The following is a 23,735-nucleotide window of genomic DNA, read 5'->3' as shown; positions in this document are numbered from 1 at the left end:
GCTGTCCGGTAGGTGGTGGTGGGGTGCGTGCGACGATCTCGGTGGCGCGGAGAAGCTAGGCTTCTCCGCCCGCACCGCCCGTCGTGCCCGCGTTGACATCGCGGAGACGGTAGCGTTCGGCCGCCAGTCTGGGCACAGAGGCATCGATTTTGCCCTGAGCTGCGAGACGCTGTAGCACCTTCACCACGACCGACTCGCGGTCAATCGCAAAGTGACGCCTGGCTGCGGCGCGGGTATCTGAGAAGCCGAACCCATCGGCGCCCAGCACCGAGTAATCGCCCGGAACGAACTGACGAATCTGATCCGGAACATCGGTCGCCCAGTCGCTGACGGCCACTACCGGACCCTCGGCGCCCTGCAGCTTCTGCGTGAGGTACGGCACCCGCACGTCCTCCTCGGGGAAAAGGAAGTTGTGACGCTCTGCCGCGATCCCGTCGCGGCGCAACTCGCTCCACGAGGTAACGCTCCACACGTCGGCGGAGACGCCCCAATCCTTTTCCAGGAGATCCTGGGCTTCACGCGCCCACGGCACCGCTACACCCGAGGCGAAGATGTGCGCGGGGATTCCCTCACCCGTCGAAGGGCTGACGCGATAAATTCCACGCAGGATCCCGTCAACGTCGACACCTTCTGGCTCAGCCGGATGGATGATCGGCTCGTTGTACACGGTGAGGTAGTAGATGACGTTGGGATCCGGATGGGATCCGCCATACATGCGTTCCAGGCCGTCGCGCACGATGTGACCGATCTCGTACCCGTAGGCCGGATCGTAGGAGACCACCGCGGGGTTGGTGTTTGACAGCACCAGAGAGTGCCCGTCGGCGTGCTGCAGGCCCTCGCCCGTGAGCGTGGTACGACCGGCTGTCGCACCAATCATGAACCCACGAGCCATTTGATCGCCGGCTGCCCAGATGGCGTCGCCCGTGCGCTGGAATCCGAACATCGAATAGAAAATGTAGATCGGTACCAGAGGCTCGCTCTGCGTGGCGTACGAGGTGCCAACCGCGGTAAACGCCGCAGCTGCTCCGGCCTCGTTAATGCCCACGTGCAGCAGGACCCCCTGCGGGCTCTCCTTGTATGCGAGCAACAACTCGCGATCCACGGAGACGTAGTTCTGGCCGTTCGGATTGTAAATCTTTGACGTGGGGAAGTAGCTGTCCATTCCAAAGGTGCGCGCCTCGTCGGGAATAATTGGCACAAAGCGATGGCCAAAACCCTTCTCGCGCATCAGGTCTTTCAGCAGCCGCACGAACACCATGGTGGTCGCGGCTTCCTGCGTTCCGGATCCCTTAGCCGCAATGGCGTAGGTCTGCTTCTCAGGAAGCGAAATTGGCACGTGGGAGGAGCGTCGCTCGGGAAGGTAGCCTCCCAGTTCGCCACGACGTGACTGCAAATACTGGATCGCCGCATCGTCTGTGCCCGGGTGGTAGTACGGGGGGCGGTACGGATCCGCTTCGAGCTGCGCATCGCTGATCGGAATCCGCATCGCATCGCGGAAGCGCTTGAGATCCTCAAGCGTCATCTTCTTCATCTGGTGGGTCGCGTTACGGCCCTCGAAGTGCGATCCGAGCCCGTAGCCCTTAATGGTTTTCGCGAGAATCACCGTGGGGCGACCCTTGTGTTCGGTCGCGGCCTTGTAAGCGGCATAGACCTTGCGGTAGTCGTGGCCGCCGCGGCGCAGCCCCCATACTTGCTCATCGGTGTAGCCCTCGACTAAGCGCAGCGCGCGCTCGTCGCGACCAAAGAAATGCTCACGCACAAAGGAACCGCTCTCGGCCTTGTACGTCTGGAAGTCGCCGTCAGGCGTCACGTTCATGAGGTTCAGCAGTGCACCGTCGGAGTCGCGGCTGAGGAGGTCGTCCCATTCACGACCCCACACCACCTTGATGACGTTCCAACCTGCGCCCCGGAAGTAACTTTCCAGTTCCTGAATGATCTTGCCGTTGCCGCGCACGGGGCCGTCAAGACGCTGCAGGTTGCAGTTGACGACGAAGGTGAGGTTGTCGAGCCCCTCGTTCGCGGCGACCTGCAACTGGCCGCGGCTCTCCACCTCGTCCATTTCGCCGTCGCCGAGAAATGCCCACACATGCTGGTCACTGGCATCTTTGATGCCTCGATTGGTGAGGTACTTGTTGAGCTGTGCTTGATAGATCGCATTGATCGGGCCAAGACCCATCGAGACGGTCGGGAACTGCCAGAAATCTGGCAAGAGTCGAGGGTGTGGGTAGCTGGGGAGACCGCCCCCCTCGTGTGACTTCTCCTGGCGGAACCCGTCAAGCTGATCTTCGCTGAGCCGGCCTTCGAGGAAGGCGCGAGCGTACACGCCGGGAGAGGCGTGGCCCTGAATAAACACCTGATCCCCGCCGCCGGGGTGATCCTGGCCGCGGAAAAAGTGATTGAATCCAACTTCGTACAGCGATGCAGCCGATGCGTAGCTGGAGATGTGCCCGCCGACACCAATGCCGGGTCGCTGCGCGCGGTGCACGGTCACGGCCGCATTCCAGCGGATCCACCGACGGTAGCTGCGCTCGAGTTCTTCGTTGCCCGGGAACTCTGGCTCGTCGTCAGATGCGATGGTGTTGACGTAGTCCGTCGTGGGGACCTGCGGCACGCTCAGGTGCAGTTGGCGAGAGCGAGCGAGCAGGCTCGTCATGATCTCGCGGCCCCGAGCGGCGCCTCGTTCGTCGACGACTGCGTCGAGTGACTCGACCCATTCAGTTGTCTCTTCAGGATCGATGTCCTCGCGATCAGACGCGTACGGATCCTCAGTGTTCACAGCCACGTTGTTGCTCCTTCACCAGGTGTCGCAGGAGTGCCGGGTTTGGCACGGTGCGAACTAGTCGCCGCCGGTAGGCGGACCGAAACCACACTATCGAAGTCACACGAGAATTGCCGTCTTGGGTCGGGCCCGCGTGACGGATTCCACAATTTCGGGTGCGGATCACGCGCGATCGCACGGAAAGAATCGTCGGAAGCGGCATCAGGCACGCGCCCCATAGACTGGATAGACGCTTAAATACAGACGCCCCGCGTCGAAAAGGAGACTGTACATGGTGCTGCACGTAGGCGCGATCGCCCCGGATTTCACGCTGTCAGATCAACACGGAGAGGAATTGACGCTCTCTGAGCTCGTCGAGAGCGGACCAGTAGCGATCGTCTTCTTCCCGCTCGCGTTTTCAGGAATTTGCACGGGGGAGTTGTGCGAACTGCGCGACAACATTGCCCTGTTCGCGGATTCGAAGGTGCGTCTCGTGGGTATTTCGGTAGATTCCGTGCACGCGCTGCGGGCCTGGGCAACTCAGGAGGACTACGAGTTCTCGATCCTCTCCGATTTCTGGCCCCACGGAAAGGTTTCTCGAAGCTTCGATGCATTCGTGGAGGAGCGCGGCATTGCGACTCGCGCGACGGTGATTGTGGGCGAGGGTCTCAAGGTAGTGGCGTCGTTCGAAACGAGTCCGGGCGAAGCGCGCGATTTCTCCGCGTACCGTGAAGTGATCGCCACGCTCTAGGCGACGCGCGATTTAGCACCGCGGTGCGGATTCCTCTAGGATGGTGAGGTCCGCATCGCGGGCGGGGGCCTGTAGCTCAGCTGGTAGAGCGCCACGTTTACACCGTGGATGTCGTCGGTTCGATCCCGGCCGGGCCCACCAAAATTTCGTTGTTCAAACCGCCGACGTTTTCGGTTTGAATCCTCCTATCGCTCCCTTGGGCCTCGTGGTCCAGGGCGAGCGTGTGGATCTCGGGGTTGAACAGCACGTTGAAGGGTGTTCCTGGCTCGCCCTCGACGGTGTCGGAGTCCTTCTTGACCCAGATCTTCTCGAAGAACGCTTGGTTGCAGATGCGTCGGAGTGAGTCGTCGATGCTCATGTAGAGCTTGTGGCAGTCACCGGCCAGGGCGAGGCAGTCTTCGAGGTGGGCTTTGGCTTGCTCGTACTCGGTGGATGAGGCTTCGATCTGCACGTCGAGCCAGGCCAGGCGGCGGCCGATCCGGTCTTGTTCGGTTTTGAGAAGATCGACGGGGACGGCTCCGGCGTAGTGGGCTTGCAGGAGTTTCCCGCGTTCGTTGCGCAGCGCGTCGCGTTCGATGGTGTGGGCGTGGCGTTCCTGGGCCGCTGAGGCGTAGAGCCTGTCGAACTCGTCGGTGATGAGAGTCCGCAGCGCGTTGACGATGTGTTCGGGGATCTGGATGCGCCGGTAGTAGTCCTCGACTGCAGCCTCGATGTCGGGCACGAACATCGACTTCCGCTCACAGCCGGTGCGCTTGGAGTGCCTTCCTGCACAGATGAAGTATGGGTAGATGATCCCGCGGCGGCTCTTCGCGTGAGTGAGGATGAGGCGTGAGTCGCAGACGCCGCAGTAGAGGGTGCCTTTGAGGTAGTGGTCGTGGGCTTGGGTCTTCTCCCCGGAGTTCTGCTTCGCGTTCAACACTGCCTGCACGCGGTACCAGACTTCGGTGGGTACGAGGGGTTCGTGCATGCCGTCGTAGCTCGCACCCCGAAACGAGACGGTGCCCTTGTAGTAGGGGTTGGAGAGCATCTTCTGAATCGACGACAACACGGGCGGCTTCGATGGCCGCTTCGGTGTCGGAACGCTCATCAACCCCCGGTCGATGAGCGCTTCGTGCAGGGTGATGGTCGAGTAATTCCCGGTGGCGTACGCCTCGAACGCCCACCGCACCAACGGTGCACGGGCCGGGTCGATCTCGACGGTGCGGATCTCACGACCGAGTTCATCCCTCTTGGTGATGTTGAGGTAGCCGATGGGGGCTTTCCCGTTGGTGCCGCCCGTGATCGCCTTCTCCGTCATGCCCTTGGTGACCTCGTTGGCAAGGTTGCGACTATAGAACTCGGCAATCGTGGACATGATGCCGTGCAGCAGCATCCCCGACGGGGTCTCATCGATGTTCTCCGTTGCGGAGACGAGGATGACGCCGGCGTCCTTCAATGCGAGATGGATGGCGACATCGTCGGCACGGTTACGGGCGAGGCGGTCGACTTTGTGGACGATGCAGTAGGCGACGTGGTTGGTCTTGACGTACTCGATCATCCGCATCAGTTCGGGCCGGTCAGCGGACTTCGCAGAGGCTCCGGCGTCGACGAACTCTTCCACGACCACGGCCCGCAGGTCGCGGGCTTTGCGGAGGTTCGCTTCGCGCTGTGCGGGGATCGAGAAGCCCTCGTCGCGGCCGCCGCGTTCGGCTTGTTCCTTGGTGGAGACGCGCAGGTAGGACACGGCGAGGGTCGTGGTCTCGCCGATGCGCTCCCAATCGGTATCGGTCGGTGATTGGTCGGTCAGGGTGGTGCTCATGGGTCGTGTTTCCTTCCCCGGATGTTCGGGGCCAGCACGAGCAGACAGGTATCCGCTGGTGCGGTGCGACTCGTAAAGGGGAAACACGACCCGGCAACAGATACCGGGTAAGCCACGAAGGCCAAACATGACTGCGCACCCCGACCGAACCCGCGGGCTCAGCCGTTGGCGTGTTGCGTATCTGATTCTACCTCGCCACCCCGACAAGCAGCAGTGGAGGTGGCGGTGGTCTTGTCGCTCTTGGCGCGGTCCAGGGCCATGCCGATGAACACCTGGGCGAGCTTGTGCAGGTCCGGTGACTCCCGTAGTTCTGCTTCCAGCTCGTGGTCACGCATCCGCGCAGGTAACCGGCTATCGGGGGTGTGGGTGCTCATCGAACTTCTCCGGTTTCTTCGTCGATGCGCGCGAAGAACGCATCCTCCGATGCCCGACGTGCGGCGACCTCGGCGAGGACGAACTTTATGAACTCCTTCTCCCGATGCGCGATCACGAAATCCTCAACAGGCGGGCCAGGCTTCTGGCCGGGCCAGATCGTCTGCCGGGTCGGGCGGTCACGATCCAACCTGGTGCCCGAGGCGGCTACCCAGTCGCGGAGGCGCTGGCGGGCGTCGGCGAAGTCGCGGTGCCAGCCCAGCGGGGCGGAGCCGTCTTGTGCGGGGTCGTAGGCGCACAGCCAGTGCAGGTGCAGCGCGGACAGCTCCCACAACAGCTCCGGGTGGTGGTGCCAGAACGGTGGGATCACCGACGCCGGGAGTCCGTAGGTGTGGCGGAGCCAGTTCACCCACCTGTTCAGTTCCAGCCACTCGACTTCCAGATCGTGCGAGAGCAGCAGGTTCCAGTTCACCGGATGCGGCGGCCCCGACATCTCCTGGCCGCCCGGCCTGGTGGAACCCTCATCGAAGTCGGGTTCGTCGAAGTCCGGCTCATCATCCGGCGGCGTGACGTTTGGGATGTCCATTACAGGCCGATCCCGCCTGAGGTCGGCCCGCTCTGGGTGCGCTGCGGAGCATCGAACGCCGTGGCGGCTCGCGCGGGCGCGTCCTGCTCGATGCCGGTGTTGCGGGGTGTGCGGTCCACGTCGTAGCGGGTGCGGGCCATGTCGTGGCCGAGACGACGGGCGACGAACTCTTCGCCCTCGACCTTCTGCCCCTCGCGCTCGTAGGCGTACTCACGGACGTAGCCTTCGGCCACGATCTTGTCGCCCTTCGCGAGGCGTTCCGCGCCCTGCTCGGCAGCGGCCTTGAACGCGACCAGGTTGTGGAACGTGGTCTCCAACTGGGTGAACGACCCGTCCTCCTCGGCCCGGTAGTGCTCCTTGCCGACCTTCATGAACAGCCGCGCATCGCCCTGCTCGGTGCGGGTCAACTGCGGCTCCGAAGCCACGAACCCCGAAAACGAATCCTGCGTCTGAATAGCCATCTGCCTGTCTCCTGACACTTACGTGGCCCCATCGGACGGGGCCACCGTGAAGGTCAGGTGCACTACACCGACCACGCGACGTCAGGTGTCAGAGGGACGCTGCAGGAGGCCTTCGATCTCGGCTCGGTCACGCTTCAACTGCTCCGTGTCTGGACGACCGGGCCATGCGCGCAGGTCGGTCACGATCGGTGGTGCGGCGCGTAGGAGGGTGACGCCGGTGCCGAAGGGCAGGGTGCGGATGCGGTCTGGCGGCAGGATCGGCACCCGCCTCACCGAACGCTGATTCGACCGCGTTCCGTGATCCCCGAGGGTCACGGAGTCGGTGAACTCGTCGCGTTCGCCGATGAGGGTGGAGAGGTCTTGGAGGTCTTTGGAGTTCGATGCCCCGCCGAGAATCACCTTGACGATGGAGGCGTCCCAGATCGCTCCGGCCTGGTTCTCGCTCCATTTGTCGCGGGCCTGGGCGAGTGACTGCAATACGGGAAGCGTGGTGATTCCGGTGCCGCCGCCTTCTGCCATGAGCGTCGGCAGTGACGGGAGTGGTGCGAGGTTTCCAATTTCGTCGAGTGCGAGCAGGAGTGGTGGGTCGAGGCGGGCGCCGGGTGAGCGTGCGGCGATGCGGCGGGCGGTTTCGATGAGGTCTTCCACGAACGCCGTCACCAACGCCGCCGAGGCGCCCGCTCCGGCACCAGTGGCGAGGAGATACAGCGTGCCGCGGTTCTTGATGAAGGCTTCGGGGTCGAAGTTCTCACCCTCACTCGGACTCACGGCGTCGAGGACGCGCGGGTCGGCGAGGGCACCGAGTGCGAGGGAGACGCCTTGCCAGATGGAGTCGCGGGTGCGGGGGTCGGAGTCGATCATCGCCTCCAACGAGTCAGCCCACCCCGCCGCCGCGTTCGGGTTCGCGGTGAGAATCGCGACTGCCTCAGCAGCAGCCGACGGATCAAGCGTCCACCGGAACAGTTCAGCCGGTGAACGATGATCCAATGCGGCGGCGTGGAGGAGGCCTTGGAGTGCGGTGCGGGTCTTTCCTTCCCAGAACCCACCGGACTCGACACCACCAGCAGAGAGTCCGGTGGCGGAGGCGAGCCCGGTGGCGCGAATCATCGCTGTCAGCGGGTCCTCACACCCCCGGACCGGGGACCAGCGCAGGCCTGCGGGGACGCCTTCGGCGAGGTGCTGCGGATCGAACACCGCGACCGGACCCGCATTACGACGACGAGCACGGAGTGTGACGGTGAGATTGTCCGGTCTCGTGGAGGTCGTCACCACAGCGCCGGGCGCGTCGAGGATCGCGTTGATGACGACGTGTAGGCCCTTGCCGGAGCGGGGCGGCCCGATCAGCAGAATCGAGTCCTCGACCGACGCCCACACCTGCTTGCCGCGTGAACTGCCGAGCAAGTAGCCCACATCCTGCGGCTCCGGGTTTTCGAGTGACGGCCGCAATGCTGATGCCCTGCCCAGGAGCGCTTTTGCGGAGGTTGTCTGTGTGACTTCGTGGCTGGTGGCGGTGCCTGCGAGTCGGCGTGGATCTGTTTCGACCTTGCGGGAGTGTCTGCGCCATTTCGTCCAGCACCAGCCGAGCCCGACCGTCACCCCAGTAAGCAGCACGGCAGTGACGATCCAGTAGACGGCCGGGTTCAGCCCATCAGCTCCGAGTGCGGCGCTGGGGTCGCCTGGGTTGAACAGCACGGCCATGCCGCCTGCGGGTCCGCTGGTGGGCTGCGCGGTGCCGGTGATGAACGCGGCTACCGACCCGGCTCCGCGCAGGACGAGGCCGAGGGCGAAGACCCCGATCAGTCCGATAAGGGCGGCGTTGGTGAGTTCGTCACCCATGCTCCCGGTCTGTCGTTCGTTCATGGCAGCGGCCTGACGTGGATGGTGCCGGAGATCCGGCCGAACAACAGCACATCCCGCGCCCCGCCCTGAGAGGACGGGAGCTGGCTCAGATCGAGAAGCGCTCGCGCCGTACCGCCGGTGGCGTCGGTGTGAGCGACGATGACGGCGACCGCGACATCCTCGCCAGGCAAGTATCCATCGGCGGTGACCTCCACCAGTGCCGGGGTCTTCCGCCTCCGCAGCGGCTGCTCAGCGATAGTGGGCGGTTCGGGCTCTGGTGCGCGGGTGCGCTTTCGGGGATGGATGAGGTCGGTGAAAACACTGCCGTCTACCTCACGGACCTCGATGCGCACCGCCACAGTGCGGTCCTTCGTGACGGCATCGAGCAAGTCAGCGAAGCCGCCGCGCGTCCATTCCCCGCGAGGAGGTGGCGGGAACACCGCCCCGTCCACGGTGACATCGAGCGCTCCGGTGTTGGTGACGATCACGCGGACGTTCGGGAGCACCGCCTGCACCGAGGCCTCATCCCCGTTGGCTGCGTGCTTTTTGTGAGGGTGCAAGTTCATCTACTTCACCCCTGAGATGAGACGGGAGCTCGTGTCGAACATCTCCAACTCAGCGGGATGGAGCTGGTGCTGGCAAACGAAGGATCTGTCCTTGATCCGCCACAGTCCTTGCCCGATGCCCAACCCGGGGAGGAGCTTCTGTTCGGTGCCGGTGAGTCCGAGGGCGCTGGCGGTGGCTCCGAGCTGGTCGGATTCCTGCCGGTACACGATCCGTGTCTCCGCGTTTGCGAGCAAGGAGTTGGCGAGGGAGCGCATGGCTGAGCCTTGGTCGCCGACGTTGTCGAGGTCGGTGAGCTTGTGGAAGATCAGCATGTTTGCGATCCCGTAGTGTCGCGCGAGCCGCCAGTGCGCATCCATCCGCCGCAGTAGCGCTGGGTGGGACATGAGTCGCCAGGCTTCGTCGTAGATCACCCACCGCTGACCACCATTCGGGTCCAGCAGTGCGGATTCCATCCACGCGCTGGAGCACGTCATGAGAACGCTGATGAGGGTGCTGTTTTCGGTGACTCGTGAGAGGTCGAGGGAGATCATCGGCAATGACGGATCAAACCGCACCGTTGACGGCCCATCGAACAAACCGGCAAGATCGCCCGCTACGAGGCGGCGGAGGGCGTGCCCGACGAGCCGCCCGTCTTCCGCGAGCCGGCCGTCGGTGTCGTCGGAGGGGTTGAGTATGCGGTCGACGACCATCGGCAGGATCGGCACCGTGTTCTCCCGCACCGTCTGCGTCAGCGCGAGGTCGATCGCGGTGTGCTCCAGTGGTGTCAAGCCCCGCGCGAGGACGGTTTCAGCGAGGGCTCCGATGAGGTCGCGGCGGCGGGAGGCGACGGTGGCGGCCCATTGCTCATCCGAGAGGCCCGAGGTTCGCATGCCTTCATCGAGCGGATTCAGCCTCGTGTTCAGGCCGTGGCCGAGGACGATCGCCCTCCCGCCGACGGCCTGTGCGACTGCGGTGTGTTCGCCTTTCGGATCACCGGGGACATAGACCCTGCGGCCGAACGGCAGGCTGCGTGTATAGAGGGACTTCGCCAGCGAGGACTTCCCCGAGCCGACGATCCCGGCGAGGACTACGTTGGGTGCGGTGATGATGCCGCGCGCGTAGAGCACCCACGGGTCATAAACGAAGCTCCCGCCAGAGTAGAGGTCCTGCCCCACGAACACGCCATCGGAGCCGAGGCCACCTTCTGCGACAAACGGATACGCCCCAGCCAACGTCGCCGACGTGTCCTGATGACGCGGCACCCGGAACCGGCCCGGCGACCGCAACGCCGCAGCACCCGGTTCACCGGAGGCGGGTAGATAGGTGGTGGCTCGCCGTTCGGCGCGCTCGGCCTCGGCCTTCGCGACAGCCGCAGCCTTCTCCGCCTTCCGCTGTTCGGCGGTGATTCGTGCCGCAGCCTGACGGCGTTGCTTGCGCAGGCGGCGCTTCTCCGCCGTCGGGGCGACAAGGACAGAGGTGTGGAGACGTTCGGGTTCGGCGCTCATCGGCCGAGCCCCCGCCCGGTGACCTGGGAGGGGCGGCCTGAGCTGGCGAACCAGTCCTTCTTCGGAGCAGCCTCGACGCCCCGCGCGGTCGCTATGGTGGTCGCCGCTGCGGGCGCGGCTCGACCTGGGCCACCGCCGAGACCGCCTGCAGCTACCGGCCGCGCGGGTGCCGGTGCCGGGTCTGTGAGGCCGGGGTCGGGCAGGACGTCGTAGGTGCGGTAGAGGCTGACGTGGCCCAGCGCCGGTTCGTAGCTCAGCGTGTACTCGCCCTCGGTGACGGTCCGGTCGAACGTGCCCACCGGTGGGGTGTCGTAGACGTACCCGTTCGAGAGGGCCGCGTCGGTGGTTTCGTCGCCGTAGTCCCACTGCTTGAGGTGTTCGATCCCGGCGGTGGTGCCGTCGCGGTGGATGAGGTCGAGTACCTGGTCGGCTTCTTCGCCTTGGAGGAACACGACGCTGACCCACCGGCGGCTGGTGGCGGGTTCCTCGTGCCAGGCGATCCGCCCGGCCGCGCTCATCGCCGCATCGAGTCGGTCGTGGGCGGCGTCGATCAGCGTGGCGGCCTGGTGCAGCTCATCTGCCACCGCCAGCGCATCTTTCGCTCCGGCTGCGGGGTCGCCGTCGTCGTTGAACGCGCGAGGTTGGCCGGTGATGTGGGCGGAGGCGAGCTGGTCGAAAACCTGCCGCAACGACCGCGCCCCCGCGAGGAGATCACCCAGCACCCCATACATCTCGCGCGGCTGCTCGACACGGATGGTCGCGTGGGCAAGACCCCGGAGCGCTTCGGACGCTTCCGCGGCGTCTTTCGTGGGATCGGAGAAAGCGGGCATGACGGGGCCTCCATAACGCAGTTGAGGGACAGCCCCACGCAGGTGCGCGGGCTGTCCCTCAGGTGCACTCACCACCCCCTCTCGCTCGGGCTTAGACCTTCCGGCACAGCGGTAGCGCCGCTGCCGTAAACGCTGCCGCCTGCTGACCAACCAACAGCCGGGTCTCACACGAGGCTTGGATCGCTGCCTGCTCAATCGCAGCAACCGCAGCGTCGAGCTCGTTCACGGTGGGTGCTGTGATGGTGACCAGGCCGGTGTAGCGGAGGATGCCGTGTCCTGCGGTGAGGTCGGCTTCCTGCTGCAACACGTCTTGATACTCGGCGGTTTGGGAGGCGTCTTCGATCTGCCCGATCCGTTGCCGCTGCGCCTGATCGCTGATGTGCTCGACCTTCTTCTTCCTGATGTCTCGTGCGGCTTGGTCGGAACGCATGGGGGTGCAGATCAACGAGAACGAGCGTTGAATCCCGGTCGAGAGCAGCACCGGCGACAGGAACCCCGGATACACAAGCGAGCGGGGCCATTCACTGATCCACAGCGTGGCGTGGTGGGCGGAGTCGGTGCGGATACGACCCCACGATTCATTGACCGCGACGGGGCCTGCGGTGGCAAGCGACTGGCCGACCTCCCCGTGCCGTTCCAATGTCGCCGCGATTGCGGGGTCGTACGCGGAGCGGAGAATGACAGCGATCTGCCCTGGCGTGAGCCACCCAGAGGGGTTCAGGTCCGCCGACCGGAGCGCTGCGGTCAGGGTCGCCATCTCCTGCCTCAGCACCGCGGCTGCACCCCGCATGCCACCACCGGCGGTACGGATCTGCCTCCCGGCCGCGCGCATGTCCAGTGAGAGCGACAGGGTGGTGGCGTGGCGTTCCCCGGCAGGCCCGGCTCGGTCGATGAGTTCGCCATAGGTGGTCGAAGCCCAGGAGTCGTCGTGGGTGCCGTGCGCGGCCCACCACTCCGCGAGCCCGGTGCCGGAGTCTGGCAGGGTGCGTTCGAGGATCTGCAAGGTCGCGATCCGTCCGGATCGGCAGACGGTGGCGAGGACGCGGCCCCAGGAGGTGACGCGGCGTTCCTGCTCACCCGGATCAAGCAGCACGAACGCGGGATGCGTCACTTCGCAGACCACAGTGAGGGTGCCCGCGTGGGGGTCGTGGATCATCCCCGCCTCGGTCTCCGGGTCGGTGAACTCCCGCAACCTCGCCATATCCCCAGGCAGTGCGAGGGTCCCGACGGGGCGGGGTGCGACAACTTTGCGGCGGTATATGAGTTGCCCGATCGTCGTGCGCCAGATCCACCAGCACCCGACCGGCAGCCATTCCACCAGCGGCCGTCCTGCGATGGGGATCCAGGTGAGGGCGACCGACAGTGCCCAGATAGGTGCGGTGTAAGCCAGGAGGATGCCACCGCCTGCGTAGAGGGCCCCGACGAAGGAGAGGATGCCGACCGCGAGCGTCACCAGTTGCGGAAGCGACAGTCCGAGGAGGACGCCGCGGCGGGTGAGGCGGGAGAACTTCACCGGCACCAACTCACTGGCACTCTTACTGCTGCTCATGGCGGGTTACTCCTTGCTCGGTGGCGGGGTCGGGCTCGACGGCGGAGGCGTGGACGGCGGAGTTGCTGACTTCGGCACCGGCGTCGAAGGAGGAGCAGGTGTGCCTCCCTGCGGTGGAGTCGCGTTCTGGTTCGCGCCGTCCGCTGCGGCTTCGCCCTGCCCGCCGAGGGCATTGCCTGCCTTACCGCCCGCGTCGAAGGAATCCTTGGCAACCTTCGCCGCGATCACCGCTGCGGCTACCGGGGCCGCGACCGCAGCACCTGCACCTGCCGTACCGGCCCCAGCTCCCGCGCTGCTTCCAGTGGCAGAGGCCCCAGTGGCTGACGAAGACGCAGCAGGTGCCGGAGCGGGCTTCGGCGTCGGTGCTGGCTTCGCACCACCACCACCACCGCTACCGGGCTTGCCAGCTCCGCCACCGTCTGCTCCATCGAGAACCTTCTGCGGGTCCCCGCCCTGAGGCTTGGACGGCACCGGCATCGGCCGGTTGAGTGCCTGCTTCGCGTCTTGTTCGGAGCCGATGGCGTGGTACATATCGAAGCCCACGAACGCGATGAACTTATACGTCAGATACGGCGCGAACGCCGCCATCGCCATCAACACGACGCCCGCGATGGGGTCGCTGATCGACGCGAGATCCATGTCAATCGGTGCCGACACCTGGGTGATGGCGACGAGGAACATGACGACCAGCACCAGTTTGGAGGCGATGAGGGCGATCACGAACATTGCCCACTTGCTGATCCACCCCCGGCTGGCGTCCCAGGAGGAGCCGGAGAACGCCAACGGTGCAAACACGATCGCTACCAGGAGCAAGGCTTTACGGATCAGCAGGGAGAGCCACACGATGGCGGCGGCACTGATGGCGAGGCCTGCGAGGAAGATGGTGATGATCGCACCGACCCCTGGGGCGGCGATATTGATGCCCGCGAGGCCCGCGACGAGGAGGGTGATCTTGTCGCCCATCGTGGTGGTTGTTTCGCCTGCGGCTTGGATGATGCCGGTGCAGAGCTGATCCACGATCTCCAACGCCAACCCCGTCAGCGTGATGACCACGAAGCTGCCGAGCACCGATTTCGCCAATCCCAACGCGGCGCGGCTGAGGGCGGTGGGGTCGCGTTTGATGAGGCCGGTGATGAGTTGGAGGCAGAAGAACAGCAGCATGATGAACACTGCGATCCCGAACACCAGGTTGTAGACACTGATGTAGCCATCCGAGGTGACGTCGACGAGGGTGGTGGTGTCGAAGACGTTCCAGACGGCCTCGAACAACCATCCGGCGGCGTTGCCCATTGCCTGGGCGAGCCAATCGAACGGTGCCGAGATCAGGGCGCCGGCGGCTTCGCCTGCGATATCGCAGACGTTGGAGATGAGAGGAACATCGCAAACCCCCATCACAGACCTCCTTCAGGTAGCGGTGATCGGGCTGGTCAGACTTGCTGGCCGACGTTCCAGAAGAAGTTGATGAGCGTCACCGAGGCCCCGCAGATGACCGCGGCACCGCAGGAGACGAGGACGCCGATCTTCCCCCGCCCCGCCAGATGCGGGTTCGAGGAGTTCGCACCGAAACCCCACACGATCGCGCTGATAATCAGGGCGAGCACGCTGAGGATGAGGCCGACGGTCATGACCGCGCCGACGATGGTGCGGAGCTGCGCGATACCCGGCAGGCCCGAGTCGTTGGGGTCGATGTTTACCTCCATCGGAATGAGAACCGGGGTGGTGAGGACGGAAGAGATGAGATCGAACACGAGAAGGCTCCTGACACGAACAAGGCCCACACGGTGTGGGCGGCGGAAGGGTTCGCGTGTCAGGTGCACGGCGCCGACCTCATTTCCCAGGCGTGTTCTTTACGCTGGGAGCTATGGACGGGGAGCTGGCGTTACGGAAAGCGCTGATGCAGGCGGATCGCGGCGATCTCGCGGCAGCCGACGCAACGCTCCGCGGGCTCCTTGACACGGAGCCGGTTGGCGTGTTGCGGGTCCGAGCGCTGGTGGTGCTGGGCGATCTGCTCAGCAGTCAAGATGCCCCGGCAGCACACGAGGTGCTGACCGAGGCGGTGACAGTGGCAGCGCAGATCAAGGGCGCTGATGACCTGCTCGATGTTGAGCTGGAACGCGCCTGCGAACTTCTCGAATCCTGACCAGGTTTAGAGCTGGTCGCCGACGGCGATGAGCCAGTTCATCCACGCCACCCCACCACCGGCGAGAGCCGCCGCGCCGACAGCGACGAGGAGGCCCGTGCGGGCTTTCGATGCGGTGGCGTGGTTGCCGTGGGCGGAGGCTACTGCCCAGGTGATGGCGCAGACGATGAGCATGAGTACGGCGATGATGAGCACGAACGTCAGCAGCGCTCCGATGACTTCTTTGAGGTCTCCGATGCCGCTGATGCCCTCGAAGTCGGGAAACACGTTCACGATCCGCTCCCTCCACTCGTGCATGATCCTGTTGGGGTGATGTCTCCGGCGGGGAGGTTCGCTGCCCCGTGTTCGGTGAGCCAGGCCGCGGGGTCGATGTAGTCGCCGTTGGTGCCGCCGATACGGACCTCGAAATGCAGGTGCGGCCCCGTCGAATACCCCGACGAACCGACATCGGCGATGTGCTGCCCCGCCGTCACCCGATCACCAACGGAGACGTGGATGCCGTTCTCCCACGAGTGCGCATACGCCGTCGCCACCGTCTGCCCGTCGACGGTGTGCTCGATCACGACGAGACCCCCGTAGCCGCCGGTGTATTCGGCGACGGTGACGATGCCGTCGGCGGCAGCAAGGATCGGGGTCCCGTCGGGGCCTGCGAAGTCGGTGCCGGTGTGGAGCTTGTATTCGCCCGTGATCGGGTGCTCGCGCATCCCGAACGGGCTGGTCATCACCCAGGTGCCCTCCGGCAGCGGGAACACGATCCGCGACGACTCAGCCACCGGGCCACCAACCGCACCACCCGAGCCCGAGTCGGCTGGTTGCGCGCTACTGCCACTGTTCACGGTGAGGGCTTGCAGGATGGCCTCGGCGACGGGTTCGTAGTTCTGATACCTGTCCGGGTACGCCGACACTTCGACGGCTTGGGCGACTTCGCCCTTATCCATCGACTCCCACCCCGGGATATCCAGCAGGCCCCTGGGGCTCGGATAGTTGGGTCCGGTGGGTCCGCCGAAGAACGCCCGCGCCTGGTAGGTCGGGTCCATGAGGTCAGCGACCGTGCCCCACCCGGACTGCGGACGCATCTGGAACAACCCCAGGGAGTCGTGGTCTCCGCCATCACCGTCGTTCGGGTAGTCAGCGGATTCGAGGTAGGTGCTGGTGTTGGAGAGCATGCGGAGGGTGGATTCGGTGAGGGCGGCCATGATCGCGATCTGCACCGCATCCCGATCCACACCCTCGATACTCGAGCCGGTGGTGATGATCGTGGCGGCATGGGTGAGCTGCTGCTTATTCAGCGTGAACGAGTACCCATCCGCCGTCGTCACCGCCAGGGAATCCGGGATCTCACCAACGGTCAGCCCGGTGGTGAGGCAGGTGGCGTTCGCGGTCTGTGCGGGGTTGATGAGCGCCCCGATGGACACGAGCAGGACGGCCGGGGCGAGGAAGATCAGAGCGATCCCTGCGAGAGCGAGCTTCTTGAACACGACGCACCCGCTGCTTACTTGAGGGGGTTGTCGAGCTGCGAGAGCCGCAACAGGTGGCAGGTGTCGTAGGTGGGTGCGCAGACGATGAACACCGTGAACGCCACCGCATGCTCCGACGTGGCCGGTGCTCCGTTCCATTCACCCGACCGGTGACGGGTGCCCTCGATCGTGTAGGCGATGGTGCCGTCTGCGAGCTGCCCCGGCTGCGCCTGCGCCACCGCCGTCTCCCACGACTCCGGGACGTAGATGCTGTCGATGGTGAGGGTCTGGGCGGTGACGTACTTGCGCAGCTCGATCCACGAATCCCGCGTCGGCAGATACGCCGCCACATCCGACGCAAGACCCGCCTGCTCCTCACCAGACGGATCGCCAACATCGAGGATCACGCTCGTGTAGTCCAGCGGCATGAATCCGCTGCCGGTATCCCAAGTGAACAGTGCTTCGGCGACGTTGCGGGCGAAGGTCTCCGGGTCCGCCGACCGAGGCACGGCCGGGAGTCGTGGCATTGCTGTCGGCTTCGGCGTAGACGGTGATGTCGTTGCCGGTTCCGACGCAGATGGTTCGCTGGTCGTGGTGTCGCGGGGGCCGGTGATGAGGCCGTAGATCCCGACTCCGGCGAGGATCAGGAACACTACTCCGGCGGCGATGGTGGCGACGAGGCGGCGCTTGAATCCTGGACGGCTGCTATCGAAGAAAGTCATGCCCCACAGGTGCGCCCGGCACCGCAGCCACGAGCTGAGCGGTCAGAGAGCGCGAAGCAGCGGGGCTTCCACGTCATCGGCATCAGCGCTCGCGTCGCTCTGGGCGCGGGCGGTGCGGAGCCTGGCAGCGAAGGCGACGGTGCCCTCGACAGTCGCGTAGAAAGAGTCTGCCTGCTCGGCGGTGAGTTCGATGGCGATCTGGTGGAGGTCGTAGCGTTCCCACCAGTCGATCAACTCGCCCCAGGTCAACACGAACGCCCGCACCGGGAACCGCACGATCTCCCCGACAGGCGCGGGCGACGGCTTGCGCGGCTTGTTCTTCTTCTTGGCGGCCTTGTTCTCGGCGTGGACACGCGCCAAGGTCTCGGCCGCGATCTGATGCAGATCCTCCACCGGCTGCCCTTCGGCCAGGTCGCGGATGCGGGCGTAGGCGGGGTTGACCGGGGCTCCAGCCTTCACCGCATCCAGTTCCTGCTGCGCCTGGGCACGGAGATCATCGGGCCGGGCAGGATCGGCGGCGATCTTTTCGAGGTAGCTGACCTGTTCGAGCTTGGAGTAGGAAGCAGTGCCGGTGACCATCTGTGCGGCCTGTCGGCGGGCATCTCCGGTCGGGGTGGTCAACGGCTCCGCCGAATCGGCGGAGCCGTTCCACCGGGGCTGATGCTCGGCCGTGAACTGGTTCGCCGCCTCACGACGCGCCGCATCCTCCGCCATCAAGACCTTCAACTCCCGATACAACGCAGCGGCCTCGACAGAGTTCAGGGGCTTGTGGAGCACGTTGTCGTCCTGCTCCGCGAGGAGCTTTCCGAGTCGGTCGGAGATCCCCGACCGCACCCACACGTTGATCGTCTTCTTTCCCAACAACTTCACCGCCGCGAGCCGCCGCGCCCCGCAGACCAGGGAGCCGTCGGGGGCAATCGTGATCGGCTGAAGTAGACCGACCCTCTTGATGGAGGCGGCGAGGGTGTCGATGTCGCCGAGTTCTTTGCGGTGCCGGGCGCCGACGGTGATGGCGGGCACAGACCACTCGACCTGCACCCCGGTTTCGATGTCGCCGCTCATCGGTCCTCCTCGATCCTGGCGGCAGCCAGGGAGAGGGCGAGCATGAGGTCGTCATCCCGCAGCAGGAGCCGCATGGGCTCCTCCATCGCCAACCGCAACAGAATCCCGCGCCCCGCACTCGTCGTCGCAAGCGCCGGGTCAGGGTGACCGAGCAACGCGCGAATGAGGGTGTGCCAGCAGGGTGCGGGGATGTCGAGGAGGGAGCGGGCGACCTTATCGCGTCGCAGCCCCTCATAGGCCGACTGGCGGGTGCCTGCGCGCATGACTGCGCCGCAGACGTGTTCGACACCGGCGCGGGCGACGTCGGCCGGCCACTTCGCGAACACGAGCACCCCAATCGCATCCTCCACCGTCGAATGCGCAGACCCGAGCCCACCATCCTGCTCAGCAACGCCCTGCTCCGTGTTGGGGTTGTCGGTGATGCGGAACGCCGGGTGGTAGTCGGCCAGCGGGTTCTCCCTGTCGCTGAAGCGTTCGGGGTCGTGGAAGGCGGAGATGTGGGGGCGGCGGGCTTGGTGGACGGAGCAGAGGAGGCCTTGGGCGCGTTCCTCGAAGATGCAGGTAATCCGCACCGCATGCGTCACCACCGCCCACGGATCAACCGCCGACCGTGCTGACTTGGTGCGCATGACATCGAACGCGGCAGATGCTGCCTCCCACGGATCGAGGCCATGCTTGACGGCGAGGGGCGCGTATTTCTCGCAGGCATACGCCATGAGGTCCGCGGCGACCGGATCATGTTTCCAGGCGCCGGGGCCGCCGTCGTGGAGGCGGTGCAGCAGAGCGCGTAGGCCTTCGCTGCTTTGGTAGTCCTCCGGGCCGTCCGGGGTTGCGGTCATCGTCCTGTTCGTCATGGTCGGACACCTCCTCGACCAAAACCAGGTGCACTACCCGCCCACGGCAGGGCTGCCGTCGTGAGTTGCGTGTTCATGACATCTCACCGGCCTAGCTTTTCCCGACCGCACCACGAGTCACCGGCTCACGCGAACCAGTGCGGCGACCGAACGCCGACAGGGGCGGCAACTGCTTCGCCCGGTCCGCCAGCGCCTTCGCACCCGTTGCGATGCCGGTGCGGGTGCGGCGGGACAGTTCGGCTTGGAAGTCGATCCCGCGCCCCGCCACCACAGCGGAGTGCCGGGCCATGAGATCGGTGGGGCGCACCCAATCCACGCCGCGCGCCCTTGTCTTGTCGGTGGCGAGTTCGGCGGTCTGCTGTCGGGTCTTCTCGGCCTCGATCGCATCCGGCGTCATGTCCTCGACAGGCTTCTTGTCGAGTTCGTTCTGCTTGTTCATGGGGTTCTCTCTTCCTCCACCTCAGCGGGCGGATCATCGGTTTCTTGTTTTGGTTCTGGGGTAGGGAGCCATCGGCCCACCGTTGAGGGATGCACGCCGAGTTCGCGGGCGATCTTCTTGTTCGACCAGCCCTCAGCGCGTAGCTCAGCCGCCTGCTCCCGCCGGTCGCCGCCGTCATCGGGCGCAGCGGACTCGACAGTGGGCAACTTTTTGATGGGCGTGGAGGCGACGGGTGCGACGAGATCGAGTGGCACAGGGCTCTCCGGGACTGGCGGCTCCGTGTTGGTGGTGCTGCGGGTGAGGATCACTGTGAGATGCGTAATCGCCAGCAACACCACGGGCGGCACCGCAGCAACCGCTGCCGCCAACACCGCGGGTACGTCGGTGTCGGCGGTGAGGACGGCGTGGATCGCGTTCGCGGTCACCGAGACCGCAGCCCCACTCATGAGCAGCACCCACGGATACCACGCGGCACGCTGCCCAGCCAGAGCAACGACCGCGACGGTGGCGACGACGATGATGCCGTCCACGATCAATGGCCACGCCCACGCCTGCCTCGCGCTGATCCCAGACCGCCGAGCCAGATCAGCCAGCGCCGTGAAGGAGAGCCAGAACGCACCCAACGCGATCAGCACCGTTCCGGCAATCGCCGTGACGACAGCGAGCCGCACACTCCGCGTCTGCCCGTTCATCACAGCCCCCGTCCCGTGGCGGCTGGGGCGCGTGTTCTTGGGGAGTCAGTGAAAGGGCGTGCACTACTCGCAGGTGCCGGGTTGGTGGTGCGGTAGGCGGAGCGGATCGTTGCTGACACCTCCCGTGTACTGAGGCCGATGTGCTCGGCCGCCGGCCCGAGCGCGGCGAAGGTTTCAGCGGGTCCGGTGCCTGCTTCCGCCAACCGGCAGGCGGCCCAGAACAGGCCCCGGTTCCGCTCACCCTCACCCAGACCTGCGACCCAACGGCCGAGCCGATCCGCATCCAAACCCCGCACCGGCACCGGCCGAGACGGTATCGGCGGGCGCGGGTCCAGGAACTCCCGCAACCGAGCAGCATCCACCGGCCGCGCATCGACAACACCAGTAGCGCGCAGTTCGTAGACCCCGGTACTGCCATCCGGCCGTGTGATGCGCGAGGGTGAAGCGATGATGTAGCCACCAGCACCCCGGAAGTCGATATGAGCACGCGGAACCTGCCACGACGACTGCCCATCCTCCGGGGCGGCCGGGAAGTAGATGTGCAAGCCACCCGACGGGGACCGCACGAGCCCCGCCCAGGCAGGGGCAATAAGCCCCGCACGACGAGCACGCTGCAATGCCGGGAACCCCGACTCCTCGCCGTGGATATCCACATCAACGACATCAACCCCCGAGGCCGGACCTGTCGGGATGCCAATGTTCGCTGCAGGCCACCGCCCCCACCAGGCGCTGATCTGATCGGGGTCGGTCGAAGCATCGCGGAAGCCATGCGCGGTCAGTGGCCGTTTCTCACCCGGCACGCACGGGAAGATCGGCACCCCAGCCGTGACGAATGCGACGGCGGCATCCGGCAGGGTGAGGCGGCTGGTGTGGGCGAGGAGATCGCTGATCGACGGCATCTCACAGCCCCCTCACGACCCCAGAAGGCCGAGACGCCGATGCCGTCGTAGGAACCGGCGACGATGCGACCGTGCGCTGCGGTTGCTCTTGCTTCGGGGCCTCACGCTCCAGACCCGGTGGGGTGCCGTCGGCGACCATTACGGTGTCGAGCTGTTCGAGAATCCCCAGCGCCGCTTTCCGCACTCGCTCACCGGTCGCCTTGACGGCCTCGACCGGCTCCTTCCCATCCACGCGCGCAGCCCACGTTGAGACGTACGGGATCGTGTAATCGGAGGTGTCCATCCCATGGGCGGCACCGACCATGAGAGCGACGGATTCGGCCTCGACCTCGCCGATCCCGCGATGATGCTGCGCATCCTCGTTGTCCGGGTCATGCAGCAGCACATGACCGAGCTCGTGCGCGAGGGTCTTGACCTGGGCTGCGTGGTCCATGTTCTCCCGCACCGCCACCGTCCGCGCCGACCAATCCGTCATCCCATTGGCGCCGTGGATCATGCCCTCATGCGGCACACGGAGAACCGTGAATCCCGCAGCCCCGACCTGTGCGGTGAGTCCGTCCCACAGCCCGGCGGGGGCTTCGCCTTCGAGGAGCTTCGGGGAGGGTGGTTCGGGGATCGGGTCACCGTCGGTCTGCGAGGCATCCCACACATAGGCGGGGCGGGCGGCGATCATCCGCGACCGCAGCACCTCACCGGGCCTTGGCTTTTCGCCGCGTTCCAGCCGCCGCCACGAATCGCTATCGGTCGGGTTCGAGGAGGCGAAGCGTCCGGTGACGGGGGCGAAGATCTGCAGCCCCGGCTGACCCTTCTGGACCTGTCGGCCGAGTTGCTGCCACTCCCGATACCCCGCCACGAACGATGGGAACGGCTCAGACACTCGGCCCGCCGAGTAGTTGGCCTCGTGCTGTACCCAGATCAGCAACGTGTTGTTGAACGAACGCGACCGGAACCGCGCCGCGAACGACAACGCCCGCGCCCAGTCGTCACCAGAAACCAGCGTCTCGACCGCGCCGGTCAAGCGCTCGTGAAGTTCGTCGAGCTTCGCATCCCGCGCGGCTCGGGCTTCCTCTTTCGTCGCCATCATCGGACCTCCTCCCGGCGAGGCCCACGACATGACAGCCGCGAGCCCTTGCGACCATGAGGTACGCGCCGGGGTGTTCAGGAGGCCCGAGAGGAACGAGTGAGTACGAGACCGCCAGGGATCTGCCCAGACCCGACGAGTCCGATCCGGTCTATCTCCTGGCTCGCAGCGATGTCGAGCCTTTGAGGGCTGTCCGGGTCGCTTGACGAGTAACGCGATTCATACGACGAGTTCGAGAGGGCGCCACCCGCCGACGAGCGCGCGGGAACTCGTCGCTACGCAGTTTCGCTGCCGGTCGTGGGTAGGCAATGCCGGTAGCGGGTCGGCGTTACGCCGAATCGTCGTGAGAACCATGCTGAGGCGACGCGCGGATCGGCCCAGCCGACCGCTTGTGCCGCTTGATGGACTGATAGATCAGTCTCATCAATTAGGCGGCTGAACTCGGTCAAGCGAACTTCGGTAAGAAATCGCATTGGGCTGGCCCCCATGTGCGTCGAGAACAGCCGTGTTAAGTGCGTGCGAGACAGCGCGAGTTCTTGGGCCAGCGAAGCAACAGTCCACGGCTCGCCCATGCGCTCCCGCAGCAGCCGCGCAGCCCGCCCGACGTGCCCAATCATTGCCGGATCTGTCTGCCGCCCCGAAGACGGCACTTGATTCCGGGTGGGCACGTGGAGAGAGCGACTGTCTTCAGTAAGGAAGACCGGTGCGACTGTGCCAACCCACCTCGCGAGAAGCTCGACTGTGCGAATCGATATCTCTTCGGGCGATGAACACGTATCTGGAAGCACACTTAGCTGTCGCCAGATCGGTTCCAGCCGCCGAAAGGACTCGATTCCTGGGGTAAGCACCAGGGAGTTACCGTCCCAGTCATCAGGATGCACGCCTCGACGAACGTGCTGCCGCGGCCGCAAGAGCCAGCGCATCTGCGCCCTAATGAAGGGTTCGTCCGCATAGATCACCCACAGCCGTGATGGCGATAGCGGCAACAGTTGGTGCCGCCTGTGTGAGCCGAGCGCTACCGCTGACCCGGGTGCCAAGCGCTGTATCGCCATATCCGTACAAAGATCGATGTTTCCGGACAGTACGTGGATGAGCGTGACGACCGGAAACGTCAACTCCTGCGTCGGGACGCAGCGCAGTATCTCGATCGCTGACATGAGCCCGAACTGTTCTCCGGGCGACGCGTCTATCGCACGGTCGCCCGCCTCACGAAGTCTGCTCTCGCCGGCCGGTTCGGCGGACACGTCCCATCCGCTTCCTCAGCCCAATTGGTGGCGTGGGCTGGCCGGACTCGTTGTAACAGCAAGAAGGAGACTGCGCGTATGTCCATGATTCGACGACCGAGAGGCTGCCGGTTCAAAGAGCAGGTCGATGCGCGAGCAAAGGTGATACCG

The 23,735-nt window shown here is 65.4% G+C and carries 23 protein-coding genes, 1 tRNA gene and 2 pseudogenes; 4 read left to right on the top strand and 22 right to left on the bottom strand.

From position 1 onward, the window contains the following. Positions 1 to 55: 55 nt before the first annotated feature. Complete coding sequence (gene aceE / locus ACR0R4_RS05895) at positions 56 to 2,782, bottom strand: pyruvate dehydrogenase (acetyl-transferring), homodimeric type (RefSeq protein WP_433646426.1); 2,727 nt, start codon at positions 2,780 to 2,782, stop codon at positions 56 to 58. Between the two features lie 268 nt (positions 2,783 to 3,050). On the opposite strand from aceE, the gene ACR0R4_RS05890 reads away from it, so the two are divergent. The 3 genes from ACR0R4_RS05890 to ACR0R4_RS05880 all read left to right on the top strand — a co-directional run bounded on the left by ACR0R4_RS05890 (position 3,051) and on the right by ACR0R4_RS05880 (position 4,116). Further along, positions 3,051 to 3,509: a peroxiredoxin gene (locus tag ACR0R4_RS05890; RefSeq protein ID WP_433646425.1), complete on the top strand. Its 459-nt coding sequence runs from the start codon at positions 3,051 to 3,053 to the stop codon at positions 3,507 to 3,509. A gap of 65 nt (positions 3,510 to 3,574) precedes the next feature. Continuing rightward, a tRNA-Val gene (locus tag ACR0R4_RS05885) sits at positions 3,575 to 3,650 on the top strand. A 343-nt stretch (positions 3,651 to 3,993) separates the two neighbouring features. Next, on the top strand, positions 3,994 to 4,116 hold the full coding sequence (locus tag ACR0R4_RS05880) for a hypothetical protein (protein WP_433646424.1): 123 nt from the start codon (positions 3,994 to 3,996) through the stop codon (positions 4,114 to 4,116). Positions 4,117 to 4,203: 87 nt separating this feature from the next. Here the strand turns inward: ACR0R4_RS05880 and ACR0R4_RS05875 are convergent. The 11 genes and pseudogenes from ACR0R4_RS05875 to ACR0R4_RS05825 all read right to left on the bottom strand — a co-directional run. After that, positions 4,204 to 5,307 (bottom strand): annotated as a pseudogene (locus ACR0R4_RS05875) (recombinase family protein); the annotation flags it as partial. 158 nt (positions 5,308 to 5,465) lie between these two features. Beyond that, positions 5,466 to 5,681, bottom strand: coding sequence for a hypothetical protein (locus ACR0R4_RS05870; RefSeq protein WP_430270161.1), 216 nt, complete (start codon positions 5,679 to 5,681; stop codon positions 5,466 to 5,468). After that, the gene (locus ACR0R4_RS05865) at positions 5,678 to 6,265 is read right to left on the bottom strand and encodes a hypothetical protein (RefSeq protein ID WP_430270162.1); all 588 of its coding nucleotides are present in this window, start codon (positions 6,263 to 6,265) and stop codon (positions 5,678 to 5,680) included. The genes ACR0R4_RS05870 and ACR0R4_RS05865 overlap by 4 nt, the downstream gene beginning before the upstream one ends. Continuing rightward, positions 6,265 to 6,726: a single-stranded DNA-binding protein gene (locus ACR0R4_RS05860; RefSeq protein WP_430270163.1), complete on the bottom strand. Its 462-nt coding sequence runs from the start codon at positions 6,724 to 6,726 to the stop codon at positions 6,265 to 6,267. Before ACR0R4_RS05860 ends, ACR0R4_RS05865 begins: the two co-directional genes overlap by 1 nt. 81 nt (positions 6,727 to 6,807) lie before the next feature. Continuing rightward, positions 6,808 to 8,586, bottom strand: a complete 1,779-nt coding sequence (locus ACR0R4_RS05855; protein WP_430270164.1) for a type IV secretory system conjugative DNA transfer family protein — start codon at positions 8,584 to 8,586, stop codon at positions 6,808 to 6,810. Continuing rightward, complete coding sequence (locus tag ACR0R4_RS05850; protein ID WP_430270165.1) at positions 8,583 to 9,131, bottom strand: hypothetical protein; 549 nt, start codon at positions 9,129 to 9,131, stop codon at positions 8,583 to 8,585. The genes ACR0R4_RS05855 and ACR0R4_RS05850 overlap by 4 nt, the downstream gene beginning before the upstream one ends. Next, entirely contained in the window at positions 9,132 to 10,616 is a 1,485-nt protein-coding gene (locus tag ACR0R4_RS05845; RefSeq protein ID WP_430270166.1) for a putative type IV secretion/conjugal transfer ATPase, read from the bottom strand. Beyond that, positions 10,613 to 11,446, bottom strand: a complete 834-nt coding sequence (locus tag ACR0R4_RS05840; protein ID WP_430270167.1) for a hypothetical protein — start codon at positions 11,444 to 11,446, stop codon at positions 10,613 to 10,615. Before ACR0R4_RS05840 ends, ACR0R4_RS05845 begins: the two co-directional genes overlap by 4 nt. A gap of 91 nt (positions 11,447 to 11,537) precedes the next feature. Next, positions 11,538 to 12,995, bottom strand: a complete 1,458-nt coding sequence (locus ACR0R4_RS05835) for an SCO6880 family protein (RefSeq protein WP_430270168.1) — start codon at positions 12,993 to 12,995, stop codon at positions 11,538 to 11,540. 6 nt (positions 12,996 to 13,001) lie between these two features. Continuing rightward, a complete protein-coding gene (locus ACR0R4_RS05830) occupies positions 13,002 to 14,387 on the bottom strand; it encodes a conjugal transfer protein TrbL (protein WP_430270169.1) in 1,386 nt (461 codons plus the stop codon). A gap of 35 nt (positions 14,388 to 14,422) precedes the next feature. Next, a complete protein-coding gene (locus ACR0R4_RS05825) occupies positions 14,423 to 14,695 on the bottom strand; it encodes a DUF6112 family protein (protein WP_430270213.1) in 273 nt (90 codons plus the stop codon). 161 nt (positions 14,696 to 14,856) lie between these two features. On the opposite strand from ACR0R4_RS05825, the gene ACR0R4_RS05820 reads away from it, so the two are divergent. Beyond that, the gene (locus ACR0R4_RS05820; protein ID WP_430270170.1) at positions 14,857 to 15,135 is read left to right on the top strand and encodes a hypothetical protein; all 279 of its coding nucleotides are present in this window, start codon (positions 14,857 to 14,859) and stop codon (positions 15,133 to 15,135) included. A 6-nt stretch (positions 15,136 to 15,141) separates the two neighbouring features. Here ACR0R4_RS05820 and ACR0R4_RS05815 read toward each other — a convergent pair whose 3' ends face one another. The 10 genes and pseudogenes from ACR0R4_RS05815 to ACR0R4_RS05770 form a co-directional block, all read right to left on the bottom strand. Next, a complete protein-coding gene (locus tag ACR0R4_RS05815; RefSeq protein ID WP_430270171.1) occupies positions 15,142 to 15,408 on the bottom strand; it encodes a DUF6112 family protein in 267 nt (88 codons plus the stop codon). Between the two features lie 11 nt (positions 15,409 to 15,419). Continuing rightward, positions 15,420 to 16,613 (bottom strand): annotated as a pseudogene (locus ACR0R4_RS05810) (M23 family metallopeptidase); the annotation flags it as partial. Between the two features lie 14 nt (positions 16,614 to 16,627). Continuing rightward, entirely contained in the window at positions 16,628 to 17,314 is a 687-nt protein-coding gene (locus tag ACR0R4_RS05805) for a hypothetical protein (protein ID WP_430270172.1), read from the bottom strand. 42 nt (positions 17,315 to 17,356) lie between these two features. After that, complete coding sequence (locus tag ACR0R4_RS05800) at positions 17,357 to 18,376, bottom strand: ParB N-terminal domain-containing protein (RefSeq protein WP_430270173.1); 1,020 nt, start codon at positions 18,374 to 18,376, stop codon at positions 17,357 to 17,359. Then, positions 18,373 to 19,230, bottom strand: a complete 858-nt coding sequence (locus ACR0R4_RS05795) for a hypothetical protein (protein WP_430270174.1) — start codon at positions 19,228 to 19,230, stop codon at positions 18,373 to 18,375. The genes ACR0R4_RS05800 and ACR0R4_RS05795 overlap by 4 nt, the downstream gene beginning before the upstream one ends. A 91-nt stretch (positions 19,231 to 19,321) precedes the next feature. Beyond that, the gene (locus ACR0R4_RS05790; RefSeq protein ID WP_430270175.1) at positions 19,322 to 19,669 is read right to left on the bottom strand and encodes a hypothetical protein; all 348 of its coding nucleotides are present in this window, start codon (positions 19,667 to 19,669) and stop codon (positions 19,322 to 19,324) included. After that, complete coding sequence (locus ACR0R4_RS05785; RefSeq protein ID WP_430270176.1) at positions 19,666 to 20,361, bottom strand: DUF2637 domain-containing protein; 696 nt, start codon at positions 20,359 to 20,361, stop codon at positions 19,666 to 19,668. Before ACR0R4_RS05785 ends, ACR0R4_RS05790 begins: the two co-directional genes overlap by 4 nt. Continuing rightward, complete coding sequence (locus tag ACR0R4_RS05780) at positions 20,361 to 21,260, bottom strand: bifunctional DNA primase/polymerase (RefSeq protein ID WP_430270177.1); 900 nt, start codon at positions 21,258 to 21,260, stop codon at positions 20,361 to 20,363. The genes ACR0R4_RS05785 and ACR0R4_RS05780 overlap by 1 nt, the downstream gene beginning before the upstream one ends. Position 21,261: 1 nt before the next feature. Next, on the bottom strand, positions 21,262 to 22,344 hold the full coding sequence (locus ACR0R4_RS05775) for an ArdC-like ssDNA-binding domain-containing protein (protein ID WP_430270178.1): 1,083 nt from the start codon (positions 22,342 to 22,344) through the stop codon (positions 21,262 to 21,264). Between the two features lie 272 nt (positions 22,345 to 22,616). Further along, positions 22,617 to 22,958 (bottom strand): helix-turn-helix transcriptional regulator, encoded by a 342-nt coding sequence (locus tag ACR0R4_RS05770; protein ID WP_433646422.1) that lies wholly within the window; start codon positions 22,956 to 22,958, stop codon positions 22,617 to 22,619. Between the last annotated feature and the right edge of the window lie 777 nt (positions 22,959 to 23,735).

Origin of the sequence: Leucobacter fengyongliangi, from assembly GCF_050971685.1 — a bacterium.
Taxonomy (GTDB): Bacteria; Actinomycetota; Actinomycetes; order Actinomycetales; family Microbacteriaceae; genus Leucobacter.
The sequence above is the reverse complement of the archived record's forward strand: the minus strand, read 5'-3'. Positions and strand labels throughout refer to the sequence as shown.

Excerpts from the sequence above, each read along its gene's own strand:
- ACR0R4_RS05890 (WP_433646425.1), top strand. The coding sequence starts at position 3,051 with ATGGTGCTGCACGTAGGCGCGATCGCCCCGGATTTCACGCTGTCAGAT.
- ACR0R4_RS05870 (WP_430270161.1), bottom strand. The coding sequence starts at position 5,681 with ATGAGCACCCACACCCCCGATAGCCGGTTACCTGCGCGGATGCGTGAC.
- ACR0R4_RS05865 (WP_430270162.1), bottom strand. The coding sequence starts at position 6,265 with ATGGACATCCCAAACGTCACGCCGCCGGATGATGAGCCGGACTTCGAC.
- ACR0R4_RS05860 (WP_430270163.1), bottom strand. The coding sequence starts at position 6,726 with ATGGCTATTCAGACGCAGGATTCGTTTTCGGGGTTCGTGGCTTCGGAG.
- ACR0R4_RS05855 (WP_430270164.1), bottom strand. The coding sequence starts at position 8,586 with ATGAACGAACGACAGACCGGGAGCATGGGTGACGAACTCACCAACGCC.
- ACR0R4_RS05850 (WP_430270165.1), bottom strand. The coding sequence starts at position 9,131 with ATGAACTTGCACCCTCACAAAAAGCACGCAGCCAACGGGGATGAGGCC.
- ACR0R4_RS05845 (WP_430270166.1), bottom strand. The coding sequence starts at position 10,616 with ATGAGCGCCGAACCCGAACGTCTCCACACCTCTGTCCTTGTCGCCCCG.
- ACR0R4_RS05840 (WP_430270167.1), bottom strand. The coding sequence starts at position 11,446 with ATGCCCGCTTTCTCCGATCCCACGAAAGACGCCGCGGAAGCGTCCGAA.
- ACR0R4_RS05835 (WP_430270168.1), bottom strand. The coding sequence starts at position 12,995 with ATGAGCAGCAGTAAGAGTGCCAGTGAGTTGGTGCCGGTGAAGTTCTCC.
- ACR0R4_RS05830 (WP_430270169.1), bottom strand. The coding sequence starts at position 14,387 with ATGGGGGTTTGCGATGTTCCTCTCATCTCCAACGTCTGCGATATCGCA.
- ACR0R4_RS05825 (WP_430270213.1), bottom strand. The coding sequence starts at position 14,695 with ATGGAGGTAAACATCGACCCCAACGACTCGGGCCTGCCGGGTATCGCG.
- ACR0R4_RS05820 (WP_430270170.1), top strand. The coding sequence starts at position 14,857 with ATGGACGGGGAGCTGGCGTTACGGAAAGCGCTGATGCAGGCGGATCGC.
- ACR0R4_RS05805 (WP_430270172.1), bottom strand. The coding sequence starts at position 17,314 with ATGACTTTCTTCGATAGCAGCCGTCCAGGATTCAAGCGCCGCCTCGTC.
- ACR0R4_RS05800 (WP_430270173.1), bottom strand. The coding sequence starts at position 18,376 with ATGAGCGGCGACATCGAAACCGGGGTGCAGGTCGAGTGGTCTGTGCCC.
- ACR0R4_RS05795 (WP_430270174.1), bottom strand. The coding sequence starts at position 19,230 with ATGACGAACAGGACGATGACCGCAACCCCGGACGGCCCGGAGGACTAC.
- ACR0R4_RS05790 (WP_430270175.1), bottom strand. The coding sequence starts at position 19,669 with ATGAACAAGCAGAACGAACTCGACAAGAAGCCTGTCGAGGACATGACG.
- ACR0R4_RS05785 (WP_430270176.1), bottom strand. The coding sequence starts at position 20,361 with ATGAACGGGCAGACGCGGAGTGTGCGGCTCGCTGTCGTCACGGCGATT.
- ACR0R4_RS05780 (WP_430270177.1), bottom strand. The coding sequence starts at position 21,260 with ATGCCGTCGATCAGCGATCTCCTCGCCCACACCAGCCGCCTCACCCTG.
- ACR0R4_RS05775 (WP_430270178.1), bottom strand. The coding sequence starts at position 22,344 with ATGATGGCGACGAAAGAGGAAGCCCGAGCCGCGCGGGATGCGAAGCTC.
- ACR0R4_RS05770 (WP_433646422.1), bottom strand. The coding sequence starts at position 22,958 with ATGATTGGGCACGTCGGGCGGGCTGCGCGGCTGCTGCGGGAGCGCATG.